20 protein-coding genes are annotated in these 17,161 nt (G+C 38.9%); 15 read left to right on the plus strand and 5 right to left on the minus strand.

Annotated elements, in window-relative coordinates; genetic code table 11:
• Positions 1 to 26: 26 nt before the first annotated feature.
• Complete coding sequence (locus NSS60_RS07390) at positions 27 to 1,541, plus strand: carboxypeptidase M32 (protein WP_004890289.1); 1,515 nt, start codon at positions 27 to 29, stop codon at positions 1,539 to 1,541.
• Positions 1,542 to 1,639: 98 nt separating this feature from the next.
• On the plus strand, positions 1,640 to 3,088 hold the full coding sequence (gene tnpC, locus NSS60_RS07395; protein ID WP_088223283.1) for an IS66 family transposase: 1,449 nt from the start codon (positions 1,640 to 1,642) through the stop codon (positions 3,086 to 3,088).
• A gap of 103 nt (positions 3,089 to 3,191) precedes the next feature.
• Here tnpC and NSS60_RS07400 read toward each other — a convergent pair whose 3' ends face one another.
• The 4 genes from NSS60_RS07400 to NSS60_RS07415 all read right to left on the minus strand — a co-directional run bounded on the left by NSS60_RS07400 (position 3,192) and on the right by NSS60_RS07415 (position 6,204).
• The gene (locus NSS60_RS07400; protein WP_064214400.1) at positions 3,192 to 4,841 is read right to left on the minus strand and encodes a b(o/a)3-type cytochrome-c oxidase subunit 1; all 1,650 of its coding nucleotides are present in this window, start codon (positions 4,839 to 4,841) and stop codon (positions 3,192 to 3,194) included.
• Positions 4,838 to 5,311 (minus strand): cytochrome c oxidase subunit II, encoded by a 474-nt coding sequence (locus tag NSS60_RS07405; RefSeq protein ID WP_035018632.1) that lies wholly within the window; start codon positions 5,309 to 5,311, stop codon positions 4,838 to 4,840. Before NSS60_RS07405 ends, NSS60_RS07400 begins: the two co-directional genes overlap by 4 nt.
• A gap of 21 nt (positions 5,312 to 5,332) precedes the next feature.
• Positions 5,333 to 5,482 (minus strand): cytochrome c oxidase subunit 2A, encoded by a 150-nt coding sequence (locus tag NSS60_RS07410; RefSeq protein ID WP_003396066.1) that lies wholly within the window; start codon positions 5,480 to 5,482, stop codon positions 5,333 to 5,335.
• A gap of 266 nt (positions 5,483 to 5,748) precedes the next feature.
• Positions 5,749 to 6,204, minus strand: coding sequence for a chemotaxis protein CheX (locus tag NSS60_RS07415; RefSeq protein ID WP_004890295.1), 456 nt, complete (start codon positions 6,202 to 6,204; stop codon positions 5,749 to 5,751).
• A gap of 380 nt (positions 6,205 to 6,584) precedes the next feature.
• Between NSS60_RS07415 and NSS60_RS07420 the strand changes: the two genes are divergently transcribed.
• The 8 genes from NSS60_RS07420 (at position 6,585) to NSS60_RS07455 (ending at position 12,512) form a co-directional block, all read left to right on the plus strand.
• Entirely contained in the window at positions 6,585 to 10,220 is a 3,636-nt protein-coding gene (locus NSS60_RS07420) for a dynamin family protein (RefSeq protein ID WP_340720768.1), read from the plus strand.
• Positions 10,213 to 10,485: a YpbS family protein gene (locus NSS60_RS07425; RefSeq protein WP_004890299.1), complete on the plus strand. Its 273-nt coding sequence runs from the start codon at positions 10,213 to 10,215 to the stop codon at positions 10,483 to 10,485. Before NSS60_RS07420 ends, NSS60_RS07425 begins: the two co-directional genes overlap by 8 nt.
• A 60-nt stretch (positions 10,486 to 10,545) precedes the next feature.
• Complete coding sequence (locus tag NSS60_RS07430) at positions 10,546 to 10,686, plus strand: hypothetical protein (protein ID WP_088223298.1); 141 nt, start codon at positions 10,546 to 10,548, stop codon at positions 10,684 to 10,686.
• 50 nt (positions 10,687 to 10,736) lie between these two features.
• Complete coding sequence (locus tag NSS60_RS07435) at positions 10,737 to 11,258, plus strand: peroxiredoxin family protein (protein ID WP_004890304.1); 522 nt, start codon at positions 10,737 to 10,739, stop codon at positions 11,256 to 11,258.
• Between the two features lie 80 nt (positions 11,259 to 11,338).
• Entirely contained in the window at positions 11,339 to 11,470 is a 132-nt protein-coding gene (locus NSS60_RS07440) for an FbpB family small basic protein (RefSeq protein ID WP_077428929.1), read from the plus strand.
• A gap of 34 nt (positions 11,471 to 11,504) precedes the next feature.
• Positions 11,505 to 11,648, plus strand: coding sequence for an acid-soluble spore protein N (locus tag NSS60_RS07445; protein ID WP_004890310.1), 144 nt, complete (start codon positions 11,505 to 11,507; stop codon positions 11,646 to 11,648).
• A gap of 124 nt (positions 11,649 to 11,772) precedes the next feature.
• Entirely contained in the window at positions 11,773 to 12,000 is a 228-nt protein-coding gene (gene tlp / locus NSS60_RS07450; protein ID WP_004890313.1) for a small acid-soluble spore protein Tlp, read from the plus strand.
• 92 nt (positions 12,001 to 12,092) lie between these two features.
• On the plus strand, positions 12,093 to 12,512 hold the full coding sequence (locus tag NSS60_RS07455; RefSeq protein ID WP_004890314.1) for an acyl-CoA thioesterase: 420 nt from the start codon (positions 12,093 to 12,095) through the stop codon (positions 12,510 to 12,512).
• Between the two features lie 18 nt (positions 12,513 to 12,530).
• On the opposite strand, the gene NSS60_RS07460 is transcribed toward NSS60_RS07455, so the two are convergent.
• On the minus strand, positions 12,531 to 12,818 hold the full coding sequence (locus tag NSS60_RS07460; RefSeq protein WP_035018635.1) for a HesB/YadR/YfhF family protein: 288 nt from the start codon (positions 12,816 to 12,818) through the stop codon (positions 12,531 to 12,533).
• A gap of 164 nt (positions 12,819 to 12,982) precedes the next feature.
• Here NSS60_RS07460 and NSS60_RS07465 point away from each other — a divergent pair, with 164 nt between their 5' ends.
• The 5 genes from NSS60_RS07465 (at position 12,983) to NSS60_RS07485 (ending at position 17,037) form a co-directional block, all read left to right on the plus strand.
• On the plus strand, positions 12,983 to 13,114 hold the full coding sequence (locus NSS60_RS07465; protein WP_268915711.1) for a hypothetical protein: 132 nt from the start codon (positions 12,983 to 12,985) through the stop codon (positions 13,112 to 13,114).
• A 24-nt stretch (positions 13,115 to 13,138) separates the two neighbouring features.
• Positions 13,139 to 14,077, plus strand: a complete 939-nt coding sequence (locus tag NSS60_RS07470) for a magnesium transporter CorA family protein (RefSeq protein ID WP_004890318.1) — start codon at positions 13,139 to 13,141, stop codon at positions 14,075 to 14,077.
• A 148-nt stretch (positions 14,078 to 14,225) separates the two neighbouring features.
• On the plus strand, positions 14,226 to 15,662 hold the full coding sequence (locus NSS60_RS07475) for an NAD(P)/FAD-dependent oxidoreductase (protein ID WP_004890319.1): 1,437 nt from the start codon (positions 14,226 to 14,228) through the stop codon (positions 15,660 to 15,662).
• Between the two features lie 107 nt (positions 15,663 to 15,769).
• Complete coding sequence (gene bioB, locus NSS60_RS07480; RefSeq protein WP_004890322.1) at positions 15,770 to 16,759, plus strand: biotin synthase BioB; 990 nt, start codon at positions 15,770 to 15,772, stop codon at positions 16,757 to 16,759.
• Positions 16,760 to 16,842: 83 nt separating this feature from the next.
• A complete protein-coding gene (locus NSS60_RS07485) occupies positions 16,843 to 17,037 on the plus strand; it encodes a hypothetical protein (protein WP_004890325.1) in 195 nt (64 codons plus the stop codon).
• Positions 17,038 to 17,161 lie beyond the last annotated feature (124 nt).

A 17,161-nucleotide genomic window follows, 5' to 3' on the forward strand; every position in this document is an offset into this window, starting at 1 on the left:
CAAATACAATGGAATGGAGGGAGAAGATGAAAAAAAATATTCAAGCAGTAGAGAAGCAGTTTTTACAGTATGTCAAAAAAATAATGGCATATAAGGAAGCGATTTCGCTTATGTATTGGGACTTACGTACAGGGGCGCCGAAGAAAGGGATTGACCAACGCTCGGAAGTGATCGGGATGTTATCACAAGAGGTGTTTCATATGTCAACGTCCGAGCAAATGGCCGCATATATTGCGGAACTTTCAACGAAGTCTGTACAAGAACAAGTATCGTCGGTCACTCGTTATACGTTAGCAGAATGCCAAAAAGAGTATGAACGCAACAAAAAAATTCCTGCTGATGAATACAAACAATATGTCATTTTACAATCAAAAGCAGAGAGTGTGTGGGAAGAAGCGAAAGCGAAATCTGACTTTTCGCTTTTTGAACCATACTTAAAGCAACTTGTTGATTTCACAAAACGCTTTGTCACATATTGGGGGACAAATGGACACCCATATAATACGTTATTAGATTTATACGAACCTGGTGTGACTGTCGACTTGTTAGATGATGTGTTTTCAAAATTACGCAATCATATTGTTCCGCTCGTTCAACAAATTAACGAGTCGCGAAACAAACCGAAAACGAACTTTTTATTTCAGTCATTTCCGAAAGAAAAGCAACGAGCGTTTAGTCTAGTCCTTTTAAAAGAATTAGGCTATGATTTTGATGCAGGACGACTTGATGAAACTGTACATCCTTTTGCGATAACGTTAAATGAAGGGGATGTCAGAATTACAACAAAATATGACGAAAACGATTTTCGAACAGCAGTATTTGGTACGATTCATGAATGCGGCCACGCTCTTTATGAACAGAACATCTCTAAAGAATGGGCAGGTACACCGCTTTACGATGGTACGTCGATGGGCATTCATGAGTCGCAGTCGCTGTTTTATGAAAACTTTATTGCTCGTCATTATTCGTTTTGGAAGCGATATTATAGCTTGCTACAACAATATGCTCCGCATTTTGTTGACATTTCATTGGATGATTTTTATTGCGCAATTAATGAGTCCAAACCGTCTCTTATTCGCATTGAAGCGGATGAGTTGACGTATCCATTACATATTATTATTCGATATGAAATGGAAAAAGCGTTGTTTGATGACGCAATTGAAGTAAGAGATCTACCACATATTTGGAATGAAAAATATGAGGCGTATTTAGGTGTTCGTCCAAAACGTGATGCAGAAGGGATTCTTCAAGATGTTCATTGGGCTGGGGGAAGTTTTGGTTATTTTCCGTCATACGCCCTCGGATATATGTATGCCGCCCAGTTTAAATACGCAATGGAGAAAGAGTTGACAAATATTGATCAGTTGATTGAAAACGGGGAATTCGGGCGTATTCGAGAGTGGCTTACAAACCATATTCACCAATATGGAAAGACGAAAAAGCCGCTTGAGATTTTGTATGAAGTAACTGGAGAGGGGTTAAATCCAACTTACTTGATTCGCTATTTGGAAGATAAATATAAACATATTTATCGATTATAAAAAAAAAGTAACTATTCAGCCACATCATAAAGTGAGCTGAATATTTTTTGCTTTTCCTGTCTATGATGTGAATATTGATAGACAAGGAGGTGAATCGCATGTTGACGGTACAACAAGCTGTATTTACAGTTGAAAGCTTAATCAGCAAAGTCCAACAACAAAAGCAGCTCATTACTCACCAACAACAAGTCATTGAGCAACTGTTGAAAGAAAACAAACAGCTACGCAAAGAAAATGAACAACTGAAGTACCGTGTTCAAGAGCTGGAAGCACGCACGAAAAAAAACAGCTCCAATAGCCATTTGCCCCCATCTTCTGACCGTTTTGCCAACACACGTTCTTCTCGTCAACCATCTGGCAACAAGCCAGGCGGACAAGAAGGACATCAAGGAACGACGCTCCGTCAAGTGGAACATCCACATCATCGTGTCGTCCACCGTGTGCATACGTGTCAAGGATGTGGGGTTTCTTTGCGTGACGTCAAACCGTTCAAAGTCGATATCCGTCAAGTGTTTGATGTCCCTCCTGTGGCGATCGAGGTGACACAACATGAACGTGAAGTGAAATCGTGTCCGCATTGTCGATGCGTGCAACAAGCCGAATTCCCATCCCATGTCACGAATCATGTGCAATACGGTCCACGCCTTACTGCGCTCGTTGTTTATTTACATCATATCCAATTGATCCCGTACAAGCGTTTAAGTGATACAATCGAAGCGTTATATCAACACTCGATTAGTACAGGAACCCTTGCCAATATGGTGAAACGAGGACGCGAAGCGCTGGAATCAAATATGGACATCATCGAAGACGCCTTACTTGAATCCAACATCCTGCATGTCGATGAAACGAGTTTGCGCATCAATGGGAAACTCGCATGGGTGCATGTCGCGTGTACATCGAGATATACATACTTGGCTTCTCACGCTTCTCGTGGAAAGAAAGCAACGGATGAGATCGGGATTCTTCCACAATACAAAGGGACGATGATGCACGATGGGTTCGGTACGTATCCGAAATACACACATGCCACCCATGCCCTTTGTCATGCCCACCATTTGCGTGAGTTAAAAGGATTCATCGAACAAGGGCATACGTGGGCGATGCGCATGACCACGTTTCTGTTAGCCGCCAAGCAAGCCGTCGAAGCCCATCACGGTGCACTTTCCGAAGAAGAAGCGAGACGGTGGGAACGAGTGTATGATCGCATCCTAGAAAGAGCACAACATCGATTGGAAACGATGACACCTCTTCCGAAAAAAGCACTCGCTTTTGTTCGACGGCTTCAGAAACGAAAGGAAGAAGCGTTGCGTTTCTTACGTGAAGTACATGTTCCCTTTGACAACAACCAAGCCGAACGCGATCTTCGCATGGTTAAAGTCAAAGAGAACATTTCGGGTACGTTTCGCGTAGAAACATTCGCCCAGTCTTTTTGTATCACAAGAAGCATCGTTTCCACACTGACGAAACACGAAAAAAACGTGTGGGATTCGTTATGTCTTCTGTTGACGGGTGACACGCTTGATCGCGTTCTTTCTACCACTTAGGGCATTTTCTATTACGGGGATGCCCTATTTGTGTTGCGCTTCTTTACATACTACTATCGGAGTGAATAGTTACAAAAAAAACCGGGCAAACGCCCGGTTTTTTTTACCAAAGTTTAAATCCTTTTGAGCCAGGAGGTGCATTTTGGATCATATCGATAAATGGAACAGTATATGCAATTAAAATGAGTACAACAGTAATGCCGATCCATAATTTCCAGTTTTCAAATACGAGTGGTGTACGCTCAGCCTGTTCAGCAACTTCAGCAACTGGAAACTCTGTCTCACCTTTTGGAGCGAAAAATGCTAAGTTTGTAACGATAATGAGCACAAGAATAATACCGATGAATAAGATTGTCCCGCCAACTGCTTGAGCGATTTGGTAAGGAATCCACTCTAGCGCTTGTGGTGCATCTCCGTATGTTGAAAATGCTGAACGGCGAGGAGCGCCAAGCAACCCTGCAAAGTGCATTGCACCAGACATGAAAATCATACCAATCGACCAAACGATCGTTTGAATGATCGCTAAACGGTTCATCGCTTTTGTCATCACACGTCCTGTTAAATGTGGGATGAGCCAATAAGCTGCACCAAAGAATGTCAATACAACGGTTGTCGCTAATGTTAAGTGGAAGTGGCCCGTTACCCAAATCGTGTTATGAACAACTTGGTTTAATTGATGTGATGCGTTGATAAGACCACCGGCACCAGCAGGGATAAAGAACAACATACCGATAAAAGGTGCAAAGAAACGAGCATCACCCCAAGGGAGTTTACGTAACCATCCGAACAATCCTGTTGCCCCTTTGGAGCGACCGTACATCTCAAACGTTGCAAACATCGAGAACGCTGTCATTAATGATGGAATAACAACCATAAACGTTAAAACAACTTGTAAGTATTTCCAAGCTGGATCGATTCCAGGCTCCACAAGTTGATGGTGGAAACCGACAGGAATCGAGAAAATTAAGAATAAAATGAACGACATGCGAGCAAGTGAGTCTGAAAACATTTTTCCGCCAATAATTTTTGGGATAATCACATACCAAATCATATATGCAGGCAATAACCAGAAATAGACGAGCGGGTGACCAAAGTACCAGAACAATGTTCGGCTCACAAGTACGTTAATGCGATCGACATAACCTAATGACCAAGGAATAAGTTGGAATAATACAGTTGCTGCAACACCGAGCGAGCAAACGAGCCATAACACCATGTTAACAACAGACATGAACGTAAGTAACGGACTTACTTGACCAGGATGAGCTTTTTTCCATTTTGCATAATGAGCGAACATCGCAAATCCACTCACCCAGCTACCGACAACAACAAGTGTTAAACCAATATAAAAACCCGCGTGTGCTTGTAGTGGTGCATAGAATGTATATAAAACAGAAGCTTCACCAATTAAAATGTAAAAGGCAGTAATTGCTGTACCAATTGTCATGAGCCAAAAACCGACCCATCCCCAAAAGCGTGCGCGATCAGAAAGCGTTCCAGCCGTCCGACTTACAGCTGCAAATTGAAAACCGATAATGAAAAATGTAGTTAAAACGAGTCCAAGCAATACGCCATGCGTTGTTAAAATTGTATAATAGCTAATGCCTGCCGGTAATTCTAGTTTTCCAGAGCGTACAAGTACTTGTAATAGACCAGCGAGTCCTCCTAACGCCAGAGCAACGAAAGCGACATAAATATGGGCCATGGCTAATTTGCCATCACGTGCATCTACTTTCCAAGTTCCGTTCATCATTGTTCAACCACCTTCACTTTCGCCGTCATTAAGTGGTGACCGGCACCGCAATATTCGTTACACAAAATGACATACTCACCGACTTTATCGAATGTTTGTGTGTAGCTGCTTACATAACCAGGTTCAACCATCATATTTACGTTTGTTCCGGCCATTTCAAATCCGTGAATGACATCTTTCGTTGCTACGTTGATCGTTACTTTTGCTCCTTTTGGAATTTCGACTTGATTTGGCGTGTACGCAAATGCAGAAGCAACGATATTGAGTTGATATTCATTGTCTCCAGTTTTAATAAGACCAGGTTTATCAAATGGTGGTGTTTGATCGACTTTTTCCGGATCGATCGTTGTTAAACAGCTTGGCGGCTGTGTTCCTTGTGCGAATGCACCAACTCCTAAGACAGCTAAAAATACAAATAATGAACCGATGCCGAAAAACAGCCAAATTTTTTCATATTTATGCATGTGCATAACGTCCCGTCTCCTTTCTCTCTATAAACGATTCAAAAACAAGAAATATACGCTTACCCACGTGAAAATGAGGAAAAATCCTAAAAATAAAACAGAAGCGAGCGTTCCTTTCAATGTAGGCTCTTTCTCCACTTTTGTTTTTGGGGTGTTTGTGTTTAATTGGGTTTTCATTTTTATTCCTCCCTCCCTAAATAAACCTTAATTAGAAATGTATACACTTACATCATACAAAACAATTTGCGAAATGAAACGCTTTCTTCGTACATTTCACAAATTGTTCATTCGTTACTTTACCATCATCATAACCGTAAAAATAAGGAGTAGCTGTGACTTTTGTCACACAAATTTTGTGAGGTTGTGAAAAAAGTGTGAAATATTTAGAAAAAGATGGATAAAAAATAAAAAAGAAGCTTACAAACGCAAGCTTCTCTTTGCACTTATTCGTTATCAATTGTTAAAATAAGCTGCAATTCTCCTTTATTTTCAAAGTGAATCGGCACGCGAAATGCTTTATCAAAACCGTAAATTCTTGTTTGACCAACAAGAACAGTAGGAGGAGTGATATCGATTGTAATTCCTTTTTGAGATACGATCGTTGCTAAGTTTCCTGCAATCATATTGCCGAGCTCACCGGTAAATGATTCGAGCATTTCACCTTCTAAAGGCATGCCGAACATCGTTTCTCCGATACTTCCAAATATCGTTTCATGCCCTTCAATCATTAGGCGTCCCCGTAAGTCTCCGGTCATCCCAATCAATACATTAATGGACGTTTGAGTGAAAGGTTGTGTAAACAATGAAGGTTTTTCGATTGTCATTGCTAGCGGGATGACAGAGCGAATCGATTCGATCGTTCCGTTTAAAATCGTTGTAATTTTCTCATCTAAAGCCATAACAAGCCCCCTTTTTCTTCATCATAACAAATTTTTCGTTTCGATTACATCATTTTTCGACAAATCTAGACAAAGAAAACATAAAAAAAACATAGTGACGAAACAATAAATTGCGTTATAATGGAAGTGCACAACAACATACCTCCTTTCAAAACGTCGAAAGCTTTCCTCCTATTGTGGTGAGGGAGGCTTTTTTACTTAAATTGTTTTTAAGAAAAAACGGGATTTGTGTTTCGCAAATTGAACATTTTGTCGTACATCCAGGTGGTAAATTCGTGTAGAGGAACAGGCGCTACGTTTATTAAAATCCCCTCATAAGTAGGGGGATTTTATTTTTCTGTGAACTACAGTAAAATGAAGGTAGATTTTTTAAAAGGGGTATGGGGAAAATGCATATGACAAAAACACAATCATTGCAACAATGGTTATATTGTCTCATCGCACTTCATGACGAATTTATCAAAAGAGGTGACATGACTCAAGCAAATAAAACAAGACAATTAATTAAAAAAGTGTATCATAAAGAGTTTACGATTGCTCTTTGTGGACACTTTTCTGCAGGAAAATCTAGTTTAATTAATGAGTTGATCGGTGCTCAGCTTTTACCGTCTAGTCCAATTCCGACAAGTGCAAATCTTGTGAAAGTAAAAACAGGGAAACCGTATGCGCGTGTATATTATAAATCTGGCGAACGGATTGAATATACGGCTCCTTATGATTACGACGAAGTGAAAACGTTTTGTCGGGATGGCGACACCATTGACATGATCGAGATTAGCGATGAAACAGAGGTGATTCCGTCCGGAATAGTACTTATGGATACACCAGGTATTGATTCAACCGATGATGCTCATCGCTTGGCGACAGAGTCGGCACTTCATTTAGCGGACGTCATATTTTATGTGATGGATTACAATCATGTTCAAGCGGAATTGAACTTCGAGTTTACGAAGCGTTTGTCACAGTATGGAAAAACGCTATACTTAGTTGTGAATCAAATTGATAAACATCGTGATGAAGAACTTCTATTTTCACAGTTTACTCGTTCTGTCGAGGAATCGTTTCAGCAGTGGGGCATCACATTTGAACGAATATTTTATACGTCGCTGAAACAAAAAGATAATATATACAACGAACTTGAGACATTAAAACAATTATTGCAGTCACTTTTTAATGAAAAAGAGGAACGACTTCATCAAAACATCCATATCGCTGTCGACCAAATGATCGACGACCATATGCAGATCGTCATCGCTCAACAGGAAGAAGAAAAGCGAAATATACGTCAGTTACTCTCGTTTGATCATGAACATGAGCTTCTTGCAAAACTTGAAGAAATCGAGCGAGTGATTGATCATATTCATACAACGTGGACAAATGCTAAGCAACATATTGAACAACAGTTGGAAACAACGTTACACAACGCATATGTGATGCCTTATGAAACACGAGAGTATGCGCGTGCCTATTTAGAAGCGTGTCAACCTGATTTTAAAGTCGGTTTTTTATTTACAAAGCAAAAAACAGAGGAAGAACGTAAAAAGCGGTTGCATGCGTTTTATGAAGATTTACATCAAAAAATCGAAAGTCAGCTTGAATGGCACATCCGTGACTTATTGAAGCAGTTTTATCAACAATATGATGTTCACGACCATGAATTATTGCATCGTATTCAACAATTAACCGTCCCGTTTTCAGAACAATGGATTGTTGAACGAAAACAAAATCAACCAGTTGTCACAGGCGATTATGTATTAACATATACGAACGACATAGCAAACGAAATGAAACGGTTATATCGCGATGCAGCTATTCAACTTGTCGAACAAATCATTGAGAAGGGAAAAGTACAACAAAAATTGAGTATGTATCAACAACAACTCAATAAGTTGATGGGGGAACGGGCATGCTGGGAGCAATTGAAGCAACTTGCTCGTGAGCGTGAACATACGCGTCAACAATTGCAAAAAGTCGTCGAAAATGCCAATTCGTTAAGCGATGATGCTGTTTATCCGTTTGTTCATGAGACGTTTACAATAAGAACAAGCAGTGAAAGCAAAGAAGAAGTTCCACATGGAAATGAATCAACGCAAGAACAACATCCAATTCAAACGGTGCAAATAGAAAATGAGACGACCGAGCAAATGATCGAAAAATTGCGGACGATTAGTCAAATGATCGCCCCAATTAAAGGAATGAAACAGCTAGCAAATGAAATGGAAGTAAAAGCTCAGCAGCTTCAACGACGGACGTTTACGATTGCTTTGTTTGGCGCCTTTAGCGCAGGAAAATCTTCATTTGCAAACGCGTTAATCGGTGAACATGTCTTACCTGTTTCGCCACATCCGACGACGGCAACCATTAACAAAATTGTTCCACCAACAGGTGATCGTCCGCATGGAACCGTTGTCGTACAAGTAAAAACGGAACAGCAGCTTTTAAACGATTTACAACACTCTTTGCGCTTTTTCGGTATGCAAGTTCATTCATTACAAGAGGCGATCGAAGAAAGTAAAAAAGCTATTCGTAATGAAGCTGTTGATGCTAAGGAACGAGTGCATTGGGCGTTTTTACAAGCCGTTGTGCGCGGATATGAACAAATGAAAGAAAAGCTTGGACAATTGCTTACGATTTCACTTCAGCAATTTCATGAATATGTAGCGAATGAAACAAAATCGTGTTTTGTTGAATGGATTGAGCTATATTATGATTGCCCATTAACGCGCGAAAACATTATTCTTGTCGATACACCAGGCGCGGACTCTGTTAACGCTCGTCATACAGGAGTTGCATTTAACTACATTAAAAATGCTGATGCGATTTTCTTTGTCACATACTATAACCATGCGTTTTCAAAAGCGGATCGCGAATTTTTAATTCAGCTTGGTCGAGTAAAGGATACGTTTAGTTTAGATAAGATGTTTTTCATCATTAATGCAGCGGATTTAGCACATACAATAGAGGAATTACAAGCTGTTGTTCACTATGTGAAAGATCAGCTTTTACAATTTGGTATTCGTCATCCTCGTCTTTTTTCGCTATCAAGTAAATGGGCGCTCGCAGAAAAGAAGGGAGAGTTGTGGAAACATGATGTGCTATCCAATTCGGGAATGGACGCATTTGAGCAGGCGTTTTATCCGTTCATTAATCAAGAGCTTAGCTCGCTAGCGCTTGCTTCCGCTCGTTTGCAAATAAAACAAGCGCAAAAGCGACTAGCAGAATATATTGCAGAAGCAAAACAAAGCGATGAAACAAAACGTAAAAAGTTGCACATATTGCACCAAGAGCAACAACAGCTTGAGCGGATTATCGAACAATACGAAGCAAATCACGACGTTCATGCGATCGAGCAAGAATTAAATGAATTAGTTTATTATATTCAACAGCGCGTCTTTTTTCGTTTACCGGATTGGTTTAAAGAGTCGTTCAATCCCTCTGTTCTTCATGATCGACAGAGCAACATAAAAAAAGCGTTACAATTATGTTTGGATGAATTTTTATATTCCATTGGATTTGATTTGGCGCAAGAAATGCGTGCAACTAGTTTGCGAATCGAAGCATTTATAAGCAAACGTTATGATCTTCATTTTATGGCGTTAGAAAAACAATGGAAGGAAGTTCATGATCTCATTGTAACAAAAGCGGATCTTCCTGTTTTTCCAACAATGGAATTTCCACTTGCTTTTGAACAACTAGATCGCAACATGTTTAAAAAGGCATTAGCGTTGTATAAAAACGCAAAATCATTTTTTGAAAAAGATGAAAAACGATTGATGAAAGAAGAATTGGAACGGCAATTGCATGAACCGGTAAAAGCATATATAACTGAGCAGAAACAGCGTTTGCTTGTTCACTATAAGGAGCAATGGAATATAATGATTGAGCAACTTCACCATCATATGCGTGAGCAATTGAATGAACATTTCACCGGTTTAAGTGCTGCTTTAACAGCCCAAGCGTCAATAGATGAATTACAACATATTTATGACACGATTGGAGGAATGAATAATGACTGAAGTTCACCGAGCGATTACAGCGCATTCGCAAAAACAACACGCACTCGTTCGGGCATTTGTCGAGCTAAATACGAAACGGGAAACATATATTGAAGAAGCCATTGCCTTATGTCAACGAGGAGAGTCATTTTCTGTACAAAAAATTAATGAAGTGACAAAACAAATAAATGAACTAGCGAAAAATGGAATTGTACCACAGCGAAAATATGTAACAGTTGACATGGTAAAGGAGTATGTCCAAAAATTAAATAACAAATCGTCGTAGTGTGAAACGTCCCGTTCGCGCATACTATCTGTGCATCATGTATAAAAGGAGGATAAAGCGATGGGACGAACAAAATTTGGAAATGCTAATGCCCAACGAAATAATAATGCGAAGCATAAAAACGAATTAAAAACGGAATTTGCTTCATATGCTGAAGTGGAAGTAAAAAAAATGAGCAATGAGCATAAAAATATTCGATAAGGAGGCGCACATGCGCCTTTTCTTATGAGATGACAAATAGAAGGGTAGGTATGTTGATGAAAAAGTGGATGGCCATCATCGTTTTATTTAGTTTTTTTGCATATATGTTTTGGGAACATACGGCGGAGAGACAAACAATCAAAACAGGTATTCATATTGGCATGAAGGCCCCAAACTTTTCTTTAAAAACGATTGATGGGAAAACCGTACAACTTTCACAATTACGCGGAAAAGCAGTTATTGTGAATTTTTGGGCAACATGGTGTCCGCCTTGTCGTGCAGAAATGCCAGATATGCAGACATTTTATGAACAGTATTATAGACAAGTAGAAATTGTAGCCGTAAATGTGATGGTGCGAGATTCGCAAGAAAAAGTACGTGAGTTTATTAAGGATTACCATTTAACGTTTCCAGTTGTGCTAGATGTTGATGGCAATGTGATGAAACAATATGACATTCAACCGATTCCAACATCGTTTATTATCGACCGTCAAGGAATAATTCGCGAAAAACAAATCGGTCCTATGTCATATGAGCAAATGGTACAGTATGCAGAAAAATGGGGAAAATAGCCGAGGAGTCGGCTATTTTTTGTATATTTTTCATTATGTTTGGAAAAGATAGAAAAAAACAAAAAGTAGGTGAATACATCATGCGAAAAATAAGAAAACGGACATTTGCAGAACTCGTCATGGAAAATAAAAGACAACTATTAAATGATGTCAGCGCATTAGAAAAACTGGAAGAAAAAATGGAAACACGTTGGCTTCATAAAGCAGAGTAATATAGCCATACTACAAGGGAGAGGGGGATGAAAAATGGGTAATCCAAAAAGTAATCAACAGCCATTTGTGCCGCAACATATCGGAACGAAACCGCGATCAGCAGGTGGCAATAAAGGAAAGCAAATGCAAGATCAATCTGGTCAACATCCACAAGTCATTCAAACGAAGGGTGAGTAAGGGCGAATATTCGCCCTTATTTAAGTTTACATAATTTTATTATGATAAACGAATTAACGTGCATAATATAGAAAAATCGTACATGATAAAGGATGTATATTTATTTCGATGAGGAGGATGAATAATGAAACTAAATTATGATGATCGTCGCGATAATGTAGAAAAGTTACAAGACATGGTAAAAAATATGCTTGAAAATATTGAAAAGACGGAAGAGTCAATGGCGTTTGTTAGTCCAAAGGAGCGGGAGAAAATTAGAGAAAAAAATCATCGCCGTGAAGAAGCAATTGAGGCGATGCGTGCAGAGATTAAAGACGAGGCAAGAGCACGAGAAAAAGGATACGAATTGTAAAAGCTGCATATGTGCGGCTCTTTTTTTTCTGCTTTTCCTATGTTTATGGTAAAATAGTGATAAAGTATCGTTATGTTGGAGAGTGGGAAATGATGGTCATTTCACAAAAAGAGATTGAAGTGCGTTACGCAGAAACGGATCAAATGGGGATTGTTTATCATGCGAATTACTTAATTTGGTTAGAAATAGGACGAGCTCATTTTATTCAACAGCTTGGTTTTCAATATGCTGATATGGAGAAAAGAGGGATTGTGTCCCCAGTTATTGATTTGCAAATTTCTTATAAGAAGCCGTTACGATATGGGGAAATAGCTACGATTAAAACGTGGGTGGAATCATATGATGGTATTCGGGTTGTTTATGGATACGAAGTATTGACCCCGACAAATGAAATCGCAGCAACAGCAACTTCAAAACATGTTTGTGTGACAAAAGAAACGTTTCAACCAGTTTTAATCAGAAAATATTTTCCAGATTGGCACGAGGCATACGAGCGGGCAAAAAAAAGATAAAGGCGGGATCCCCCGCTTTTATCTATATGTGAATACCGGCTCGTTTTGCTTTTCATCAAATTCAATATGTAAATCGTGACCGTCAAAATACCACATATCGTTTTGTTCAACAAAAAAGATGACGCCGTTCTTTTCTAGTGTAACTGCAGCATCGATCGGCTCTTCCTTATTTACTCCTAAAGAAAAACCTTTTTGTACATTGCTACATCCGCCATATCGAGCAAAAAAACGAACATAGTCCCCGCGCTGTAATTGAAGTTCTTCTTTATACCACTGAAATGCTTGATCACATATAAATATGTTCATGACATTCACCACCTTTCATAAATGATTATAAAAGAACGAGAAATATTTTTCTATTTTGTACATGCCATTCGAGAAAAAATAAAAAATGAACTATACAAATGGTGGCAAAACATGTATCATTAATCCGTAATGATTGTGAAAACGAAAGGAGTGACAGTTCCGTTATGAGCAGGGCGAACACGAATGAACCAGAACCAGCAATAATAGAGGAAGTAGCTTCGTTTTTTGGCGCTGGAACGTACTGCTCACAAACGAAACAGGCGCTCCAACGGCAAAAAAGTGGCGCTTACCTCTAGTAGAGAAGATAGGGGGGTTACGCCATGATGAACATTTATTTATCGAATGACCAAGGAAAATTAGAAGAAATTCACGAACTAAAAAATGGTTGTTGGGTAAATCTCATCTCTCCAACGGAGAGTGAAATTCGCTACATTGCAGAACATCTCAATATTCCCATCGATTCTATTAAAGATGCACTCGATGATGAAGAGCGTTCACGCATCGAAAAAGAAGATAACCATGTACTCATCATCGTAGACATCCCAATTATTACGTACGATGAAGGAAATATTCCAACATATGAAACCATTCCAATTGGAATGATTATTACAAATACATGTTTTATCACCGTTTGCCTTCAAGAAAACCCGATTTTTGAAGAGTTTACAAAGAACAAGGTGAAAAATTTTTATACGTATATGAAAACGCGTTTTGCGTTACAAATGTTATATATGATTTCTACGTATTATTTAAGATATTTAAAGCAAATTAATCGAAAAACGAGCGAAATTGAAAAACAGCTACATCAATCGATGCAAAATAAAGAGTTGTTTTCTTTGCTTAGTTTAGAAAAAAGCCTTGTTTATTTTACGACATCGTTAAAAGCGAACAATATTGTGATGGAACGATTGCTTCGTTTAAATTATTTACGGATGTATGAAGACGATCAAGAATTGTTAGAAGATGTCATTATTGAAAACAAGCAAGCTATTGAAATGACAGAAGTATATAGCAGCATTTTAAGTGGAATGATGGATGCCTTCGCTTCTGTTATTTCAAACAACTTAAACATCGTCATGAAATTTTTAGCTGCGATTACAATTGTTATTTCCTTTCCAACGATGGTAACAAGTTTTTATGGAATGAACGTTCCGATTCCGTATCAAGATAAACCGTATGCATATTTAGTTGCTTTAGGCATTTCTTTCGTGCTTTCAAGTATTACGGCGTTTGTTTTTTGGAAGAAACGTTACTTTTAGCGAGGACGGTGTTAGCCGTTCTTTTTTTTATATGTTAAGATAACACGAACATTAAATTATTTTTTTTAAAAAAAGATCGCTTTTTATTGACTGACTATATGTTATTTAGTATATTAACATTCGGAAAACGGAGGGTGAGGGATGAATGATGAACAATCGTTACGATGTAATTGTTGTTGGGGCAGGTCCGACAGGGATTTTCACTTGTTATGAATTGACATTAAAATTACGAGGGGCACGTGTGCTGTTAATTGATAAAGGGCACGATATTTATAAACGAAATTGTCCGATTTTGCAGAAGAAGATTGAAAAATGTCCGCCACCAGTTGGAAAAAAAGATTACGCAGGTTGTTTACCTGCTTGTTCGATTACAAATGGATTTGGTGGGGCAGGAGCTTATTCCGATGGTAAGTTTAACATTACGAGCGAGTTTGGTGGATGGATGACAGACTATTTACCTGATTCAACGGTGTTACAACTCATTCGTTATGTGGACGAAATTAACTTGAAACATGGTGCAACGCATACATTGACCGATCCATTGACAGATGAAGTGAGAAAAATCGAAAAGCGTGCTTATGCTGCTGGATTGAAATTGTTGCGCGCACAAGTTCGTCATCTCGGTACAGAACAAAATTTAGAAATTTTAAAGAGCATATATGAATATTTACGTACCCATATTGATATGATGTTCAAAACGGAAGTAAGCGATATTTTGACGGAAAAAATAAATGGCACGCATCATGTAAAAGGAATTCAATTAAAAAATGGACATATGCTATATGCCGATCGTGTCGTCATCGCTCCAGGACGTGATGGCTCTGCTTGGTTAACAAACATATTGAAGCGTCGTGGGTTGAAAATGATCAATAATCAAGTCGATATTGGCGTTCGTGTCGAAACGTCTAACGTCGTTATGGAGGAAATTAATACACATTTGTATGAGGGAAAGTTTATTTTTAACACATCCGTCGGAACACAAGTTCGGACATTTTGTAGTAACCCTTCTGGTCATGTTGTTGTCGAAAATCATTCAGGAATTATGCTTGCAAATGGTCATGCGTATAAAGACCCGAAACTAGGAAGCAACAATACAAACTTTGCTCTTCTTGTTTCTCATAAATTTTCAGATCCGTTCGATCAACCGAACGAATACGCCCATCAAATTTCTCGTTTAGCGAATGCATTATCTAACGGCGGCATTATTGTACAAAAATACGGAGATATTTTAAAAGGGAGACGCTCAACAGAAAAACGGATTAAAGAAGGCTTCATCGAACCAACGTTAAAGGAGGCTGTTCCTGGAGATTTAGGGCTCGTTCTTCCATATAACACAATGAAAAGTTTAATTGAAATGACAGAAGCATTAAACGCTGTAACCCCAGGCATTGCTTCAGAACATACACTTTTTTACGGAGTAGAGGCAAAGTTTTATTCTGCCCGTCCAAAATTAAATGAACGTTTCGAAACAGAAATATCAGGGCTATATGTTGGAGGAGACGGCGCAGGAATTACACGCGGTCTGGCGCAAGCGGGGGCATGTGGGGTATGGATTGCCCGAAATATTGTCGAAACGTCTAACTAGCGAAGGTTGTTCGCTAGTTTTTTTGTTAACTTAAATAAAAACAATGTTGACATATAACTTCTAATCGAATACGATTATTGGTAATTAGAAGTAAAAGGGGGAGAACAATGGATTGGTTACTATTAGCAAATCGTGTGTTAGATGGGGGAGACATTACAGATGATGAGGCGCTTGCAATATTAAATTGTCCCGATGATGAGCTATTGCTATTGTTGCAAGGTGCTTATCGCATCCGTAAAACGTACTACGGAAATAAAGTGAAATTAAATATGATTATGAATGCAAAGTCGGGATTGTGTCCGGAAAATTGCGGATATTGTTCCCAATCTTCTATATCAACAGCCCCGATTCCGACATATAAAATGGTAAACAAAGAGACAATTTTGCAAGGTGCAAAGCGGGCGTATGAGGGCAAAATAGGAACATACTGCATCGTTGCAAGCGGAAGAGGACCGAGCGATAAAGAAATTGATATCGTTGTATCTGCGGTTAAAGAAATTAAAGAAACGTACGGCTTAAAAGTATGTGCCTGTTTAGGAATACTAAAGCCAGAACAAGCGTTGCGCTTAAAAGAAGCAGGTGTAGATCGCTACAATCATAATATTAATACGTCAAAGGAACATCATCCTCATATTACGACTTCCCATACATACGATGATCGGGTACGTACGGTAGAAACGGTCAAGGAAGCAGGGATGTCTCCGTGTTCAGGGGTGATTATCGGTATGAAAGAAACAAAACAAGATGTAATCGCAATGGCGAGAAGTTTAAAAGCGTTAGATGCGGATTCGATCCCTGTAAATTTCCTTCATGCAATTGATGGAACGCCGTTAGAGGGGACAAAAGAACTAAATCCACGTTACTGCTTAAAAGTATTAGCATTATTTCGATACATTAACCCTACGAAAGAAATTCGTATTTCTGGAGGGAGAGAAGTAAACTTACGTAGTTTGCAACCACTCGGCTTGTATGCTGCGAACTCCATTTTTGTTGGCGATTACTTAACGACTGCCGGACAAGAAAAACATGCTGATTTTCAAATGCTTGAAGATTTAGGATTTGATATTGATTTTGCCCCAGCATCTTATGCGAGATAAAAAAGCCGACGTTGTGTGTCGGCTTTTTTATCTGTACATATACTATTACTAATTACGATGCTCAACATTGGAGTGAAGTTCATGTGATATCTCGAAAATTTGAAAACGAGCGATTGCGTCGAAAACAAGAAGAAAAAGAGATTATTGACGGTTTACTAGATATTTATAACGATTACAAGTGGTTGTACGAACGATTTGGTGATGAACAGTACGAACAGATGATGGAACAAATCATTGAGCAATTAAAAAAGTTTACCCGACGGAGACGACGCGAATGAAATTATATGCATTGCGATAATACAGATATGAAATAAGGAATACAGAAAAAGAGTATGATATAGAATAATACATTCGTGATCGTTTCCATCCATCGATCGATTCGTTCGTTCATAAGCTTGCCCT

Source organism: Anoxybacillus sp. FSL W8-0382 (genome assembly GCF_038003845.1).
GTDB lineage: Bacteria > Bacillota > Bacilli > Bacillales > Anoxybacillaceae > Anoxybacillus > Anoxybacillus flavithermus_G.

What these genes read in the sequence shown, in the direction of transcription:
- NSS60_RS07465 (WP_268915711.1), top strand. Translation starts at nt 12,983, where the DNA reads ATGAGCAGGGCGAACACGAATGAACCAGAACCAGCAATAATAGAGGAA.
- tnpC (WP_088223283.1), top strand. Translation starts at nt 1,640, where the DNA reads ATGTTGACGGTACAACAAGCTGTATTTACAGTTGAAAGCTTAATCAGC.
- NSS60_RS07415 (WP_004890295.1), bottom strand. Translation starts at nt 6,204, where the DNA reads ATGGCTTTAGATGAGAAAATTACAACGATTTTAAACGGAACGATCGAA.
- NSS60_RS07420 (WP_340720768.1), top strand. Translation starts at nt 6,585, where the DNA reads ATGGGGAAAATGCATATGACAAAAACACAATCATTGCAACAATGGTTA.
- NSS60_RS07455 (WP_004890314.1), top strand. Translation starts at nt 12,093, where the DNA reads ATGGTCATTTCACAAAAAGAGATTGAAGTGCGTTACGCAGAAACGGAT.
- tlp (WP_004890313.1), top strand. Translation starts at nt 11,773, where the DNA reads ATGAAACTAAATTATGATGATCGTCGCGATAATGTAGAAAAGTTACAA.
- NSS60_RS07470 (WP_004890318.1), top strand. Translation starts at nt 13,139, where the DNA reads ATGATGAACATTTATTTATCGAATGACCAAGGAAAATTAGAAGAAATT.
- NSS60_RS07410 (WP_003396066.1), bottom strand. Translation starts at nt 5,482, where the DNA reads ATGAAAACCCAATTAAACACAAACACCCCAAAAACAAAAGTGGAGAAA.
- bioB (WP_004890322.1), top strand. Translation starts at nt 15,770, where the DNA reads ATGGATTGGTTACTATTAGCAAATCGTGTGTTAGATGGGGGAGACATT.
- NSS60_RS07390 (WP_004890289.1), top strand. Translation starts at nt 27, where the DNA reads ATGAAAAAAAATATTCAAGCAGTAGAGAAGCAGTTTTTACAGTATGTC.
- NSS60_RS07445 (WP_004890310.1), top strand. Translation starts at nt 11,505, where the DNA reads ATGGGTAATCCAAAAAGTAATCAACAGCCATTTGTGCCGCAACATATC.
- NSS60_RS07405 (WP_035018632.1), bottom strand. Translation starts at nt 5,311, where the DNA reads ATGCACATGCATAAATATGAAAAAATTTGGCTGTTTTTCGGCATCGGT.
- NSS60_RS07440 (WP_077428929.1), top strand. Translation starts at nt 11,339, where the DNA reads ATGCGAAAAATAAGAAAACGGACATTTGCAGAACTCGTCATGGAAAAT.
- NSS60_RS07435 (WP_004890304.1), top strand. Translation starts at nt 10,737, where the DNA reads ATGTTGATGAAAAAGTGGATGGCCATCATCGTTTTATTTAGTTTTTTT.
- NSS60_RS07425 (WP_004890299.1), top strand. Translation starts at nt 10,213, where the DNA reads ATGACTGAAGTTCACCGAGCGATTACAGCGCATTCGCAAAAACAACAC.
- NSS60_RS07460 (WP_035018635.1), bottom strand. Translation starts at nt 12,818, where the DNA reads ATGAACATATTTATATGTGATCAAGCATTTCAGTGGTATAAAGAAGAA.
- NSS60_RS07430 (WP_088223298.1), top strand. Translation starts at nt 10,546, where the DNA reads ATGGGACGAACAAAATTTGGAAATGCTAATGCCCAACGAAATAATAAT.
- NSS60_RS07400 (WP_064214400.1), bottom strand. Translation starts at nt 4,841, where the DNA reads ATGATGAACGGAACTTGGAAAGTAGATGCACGTGATGGCAAATTAGCC.
- NSS60_RS07475 (WP_004890319.1), top strand. Translation starts at nt 14,226, where the DNA reads ATGAACAATCGTTACGATGTAATTGTTGTTGGGGCAGGTCCGACAGGG.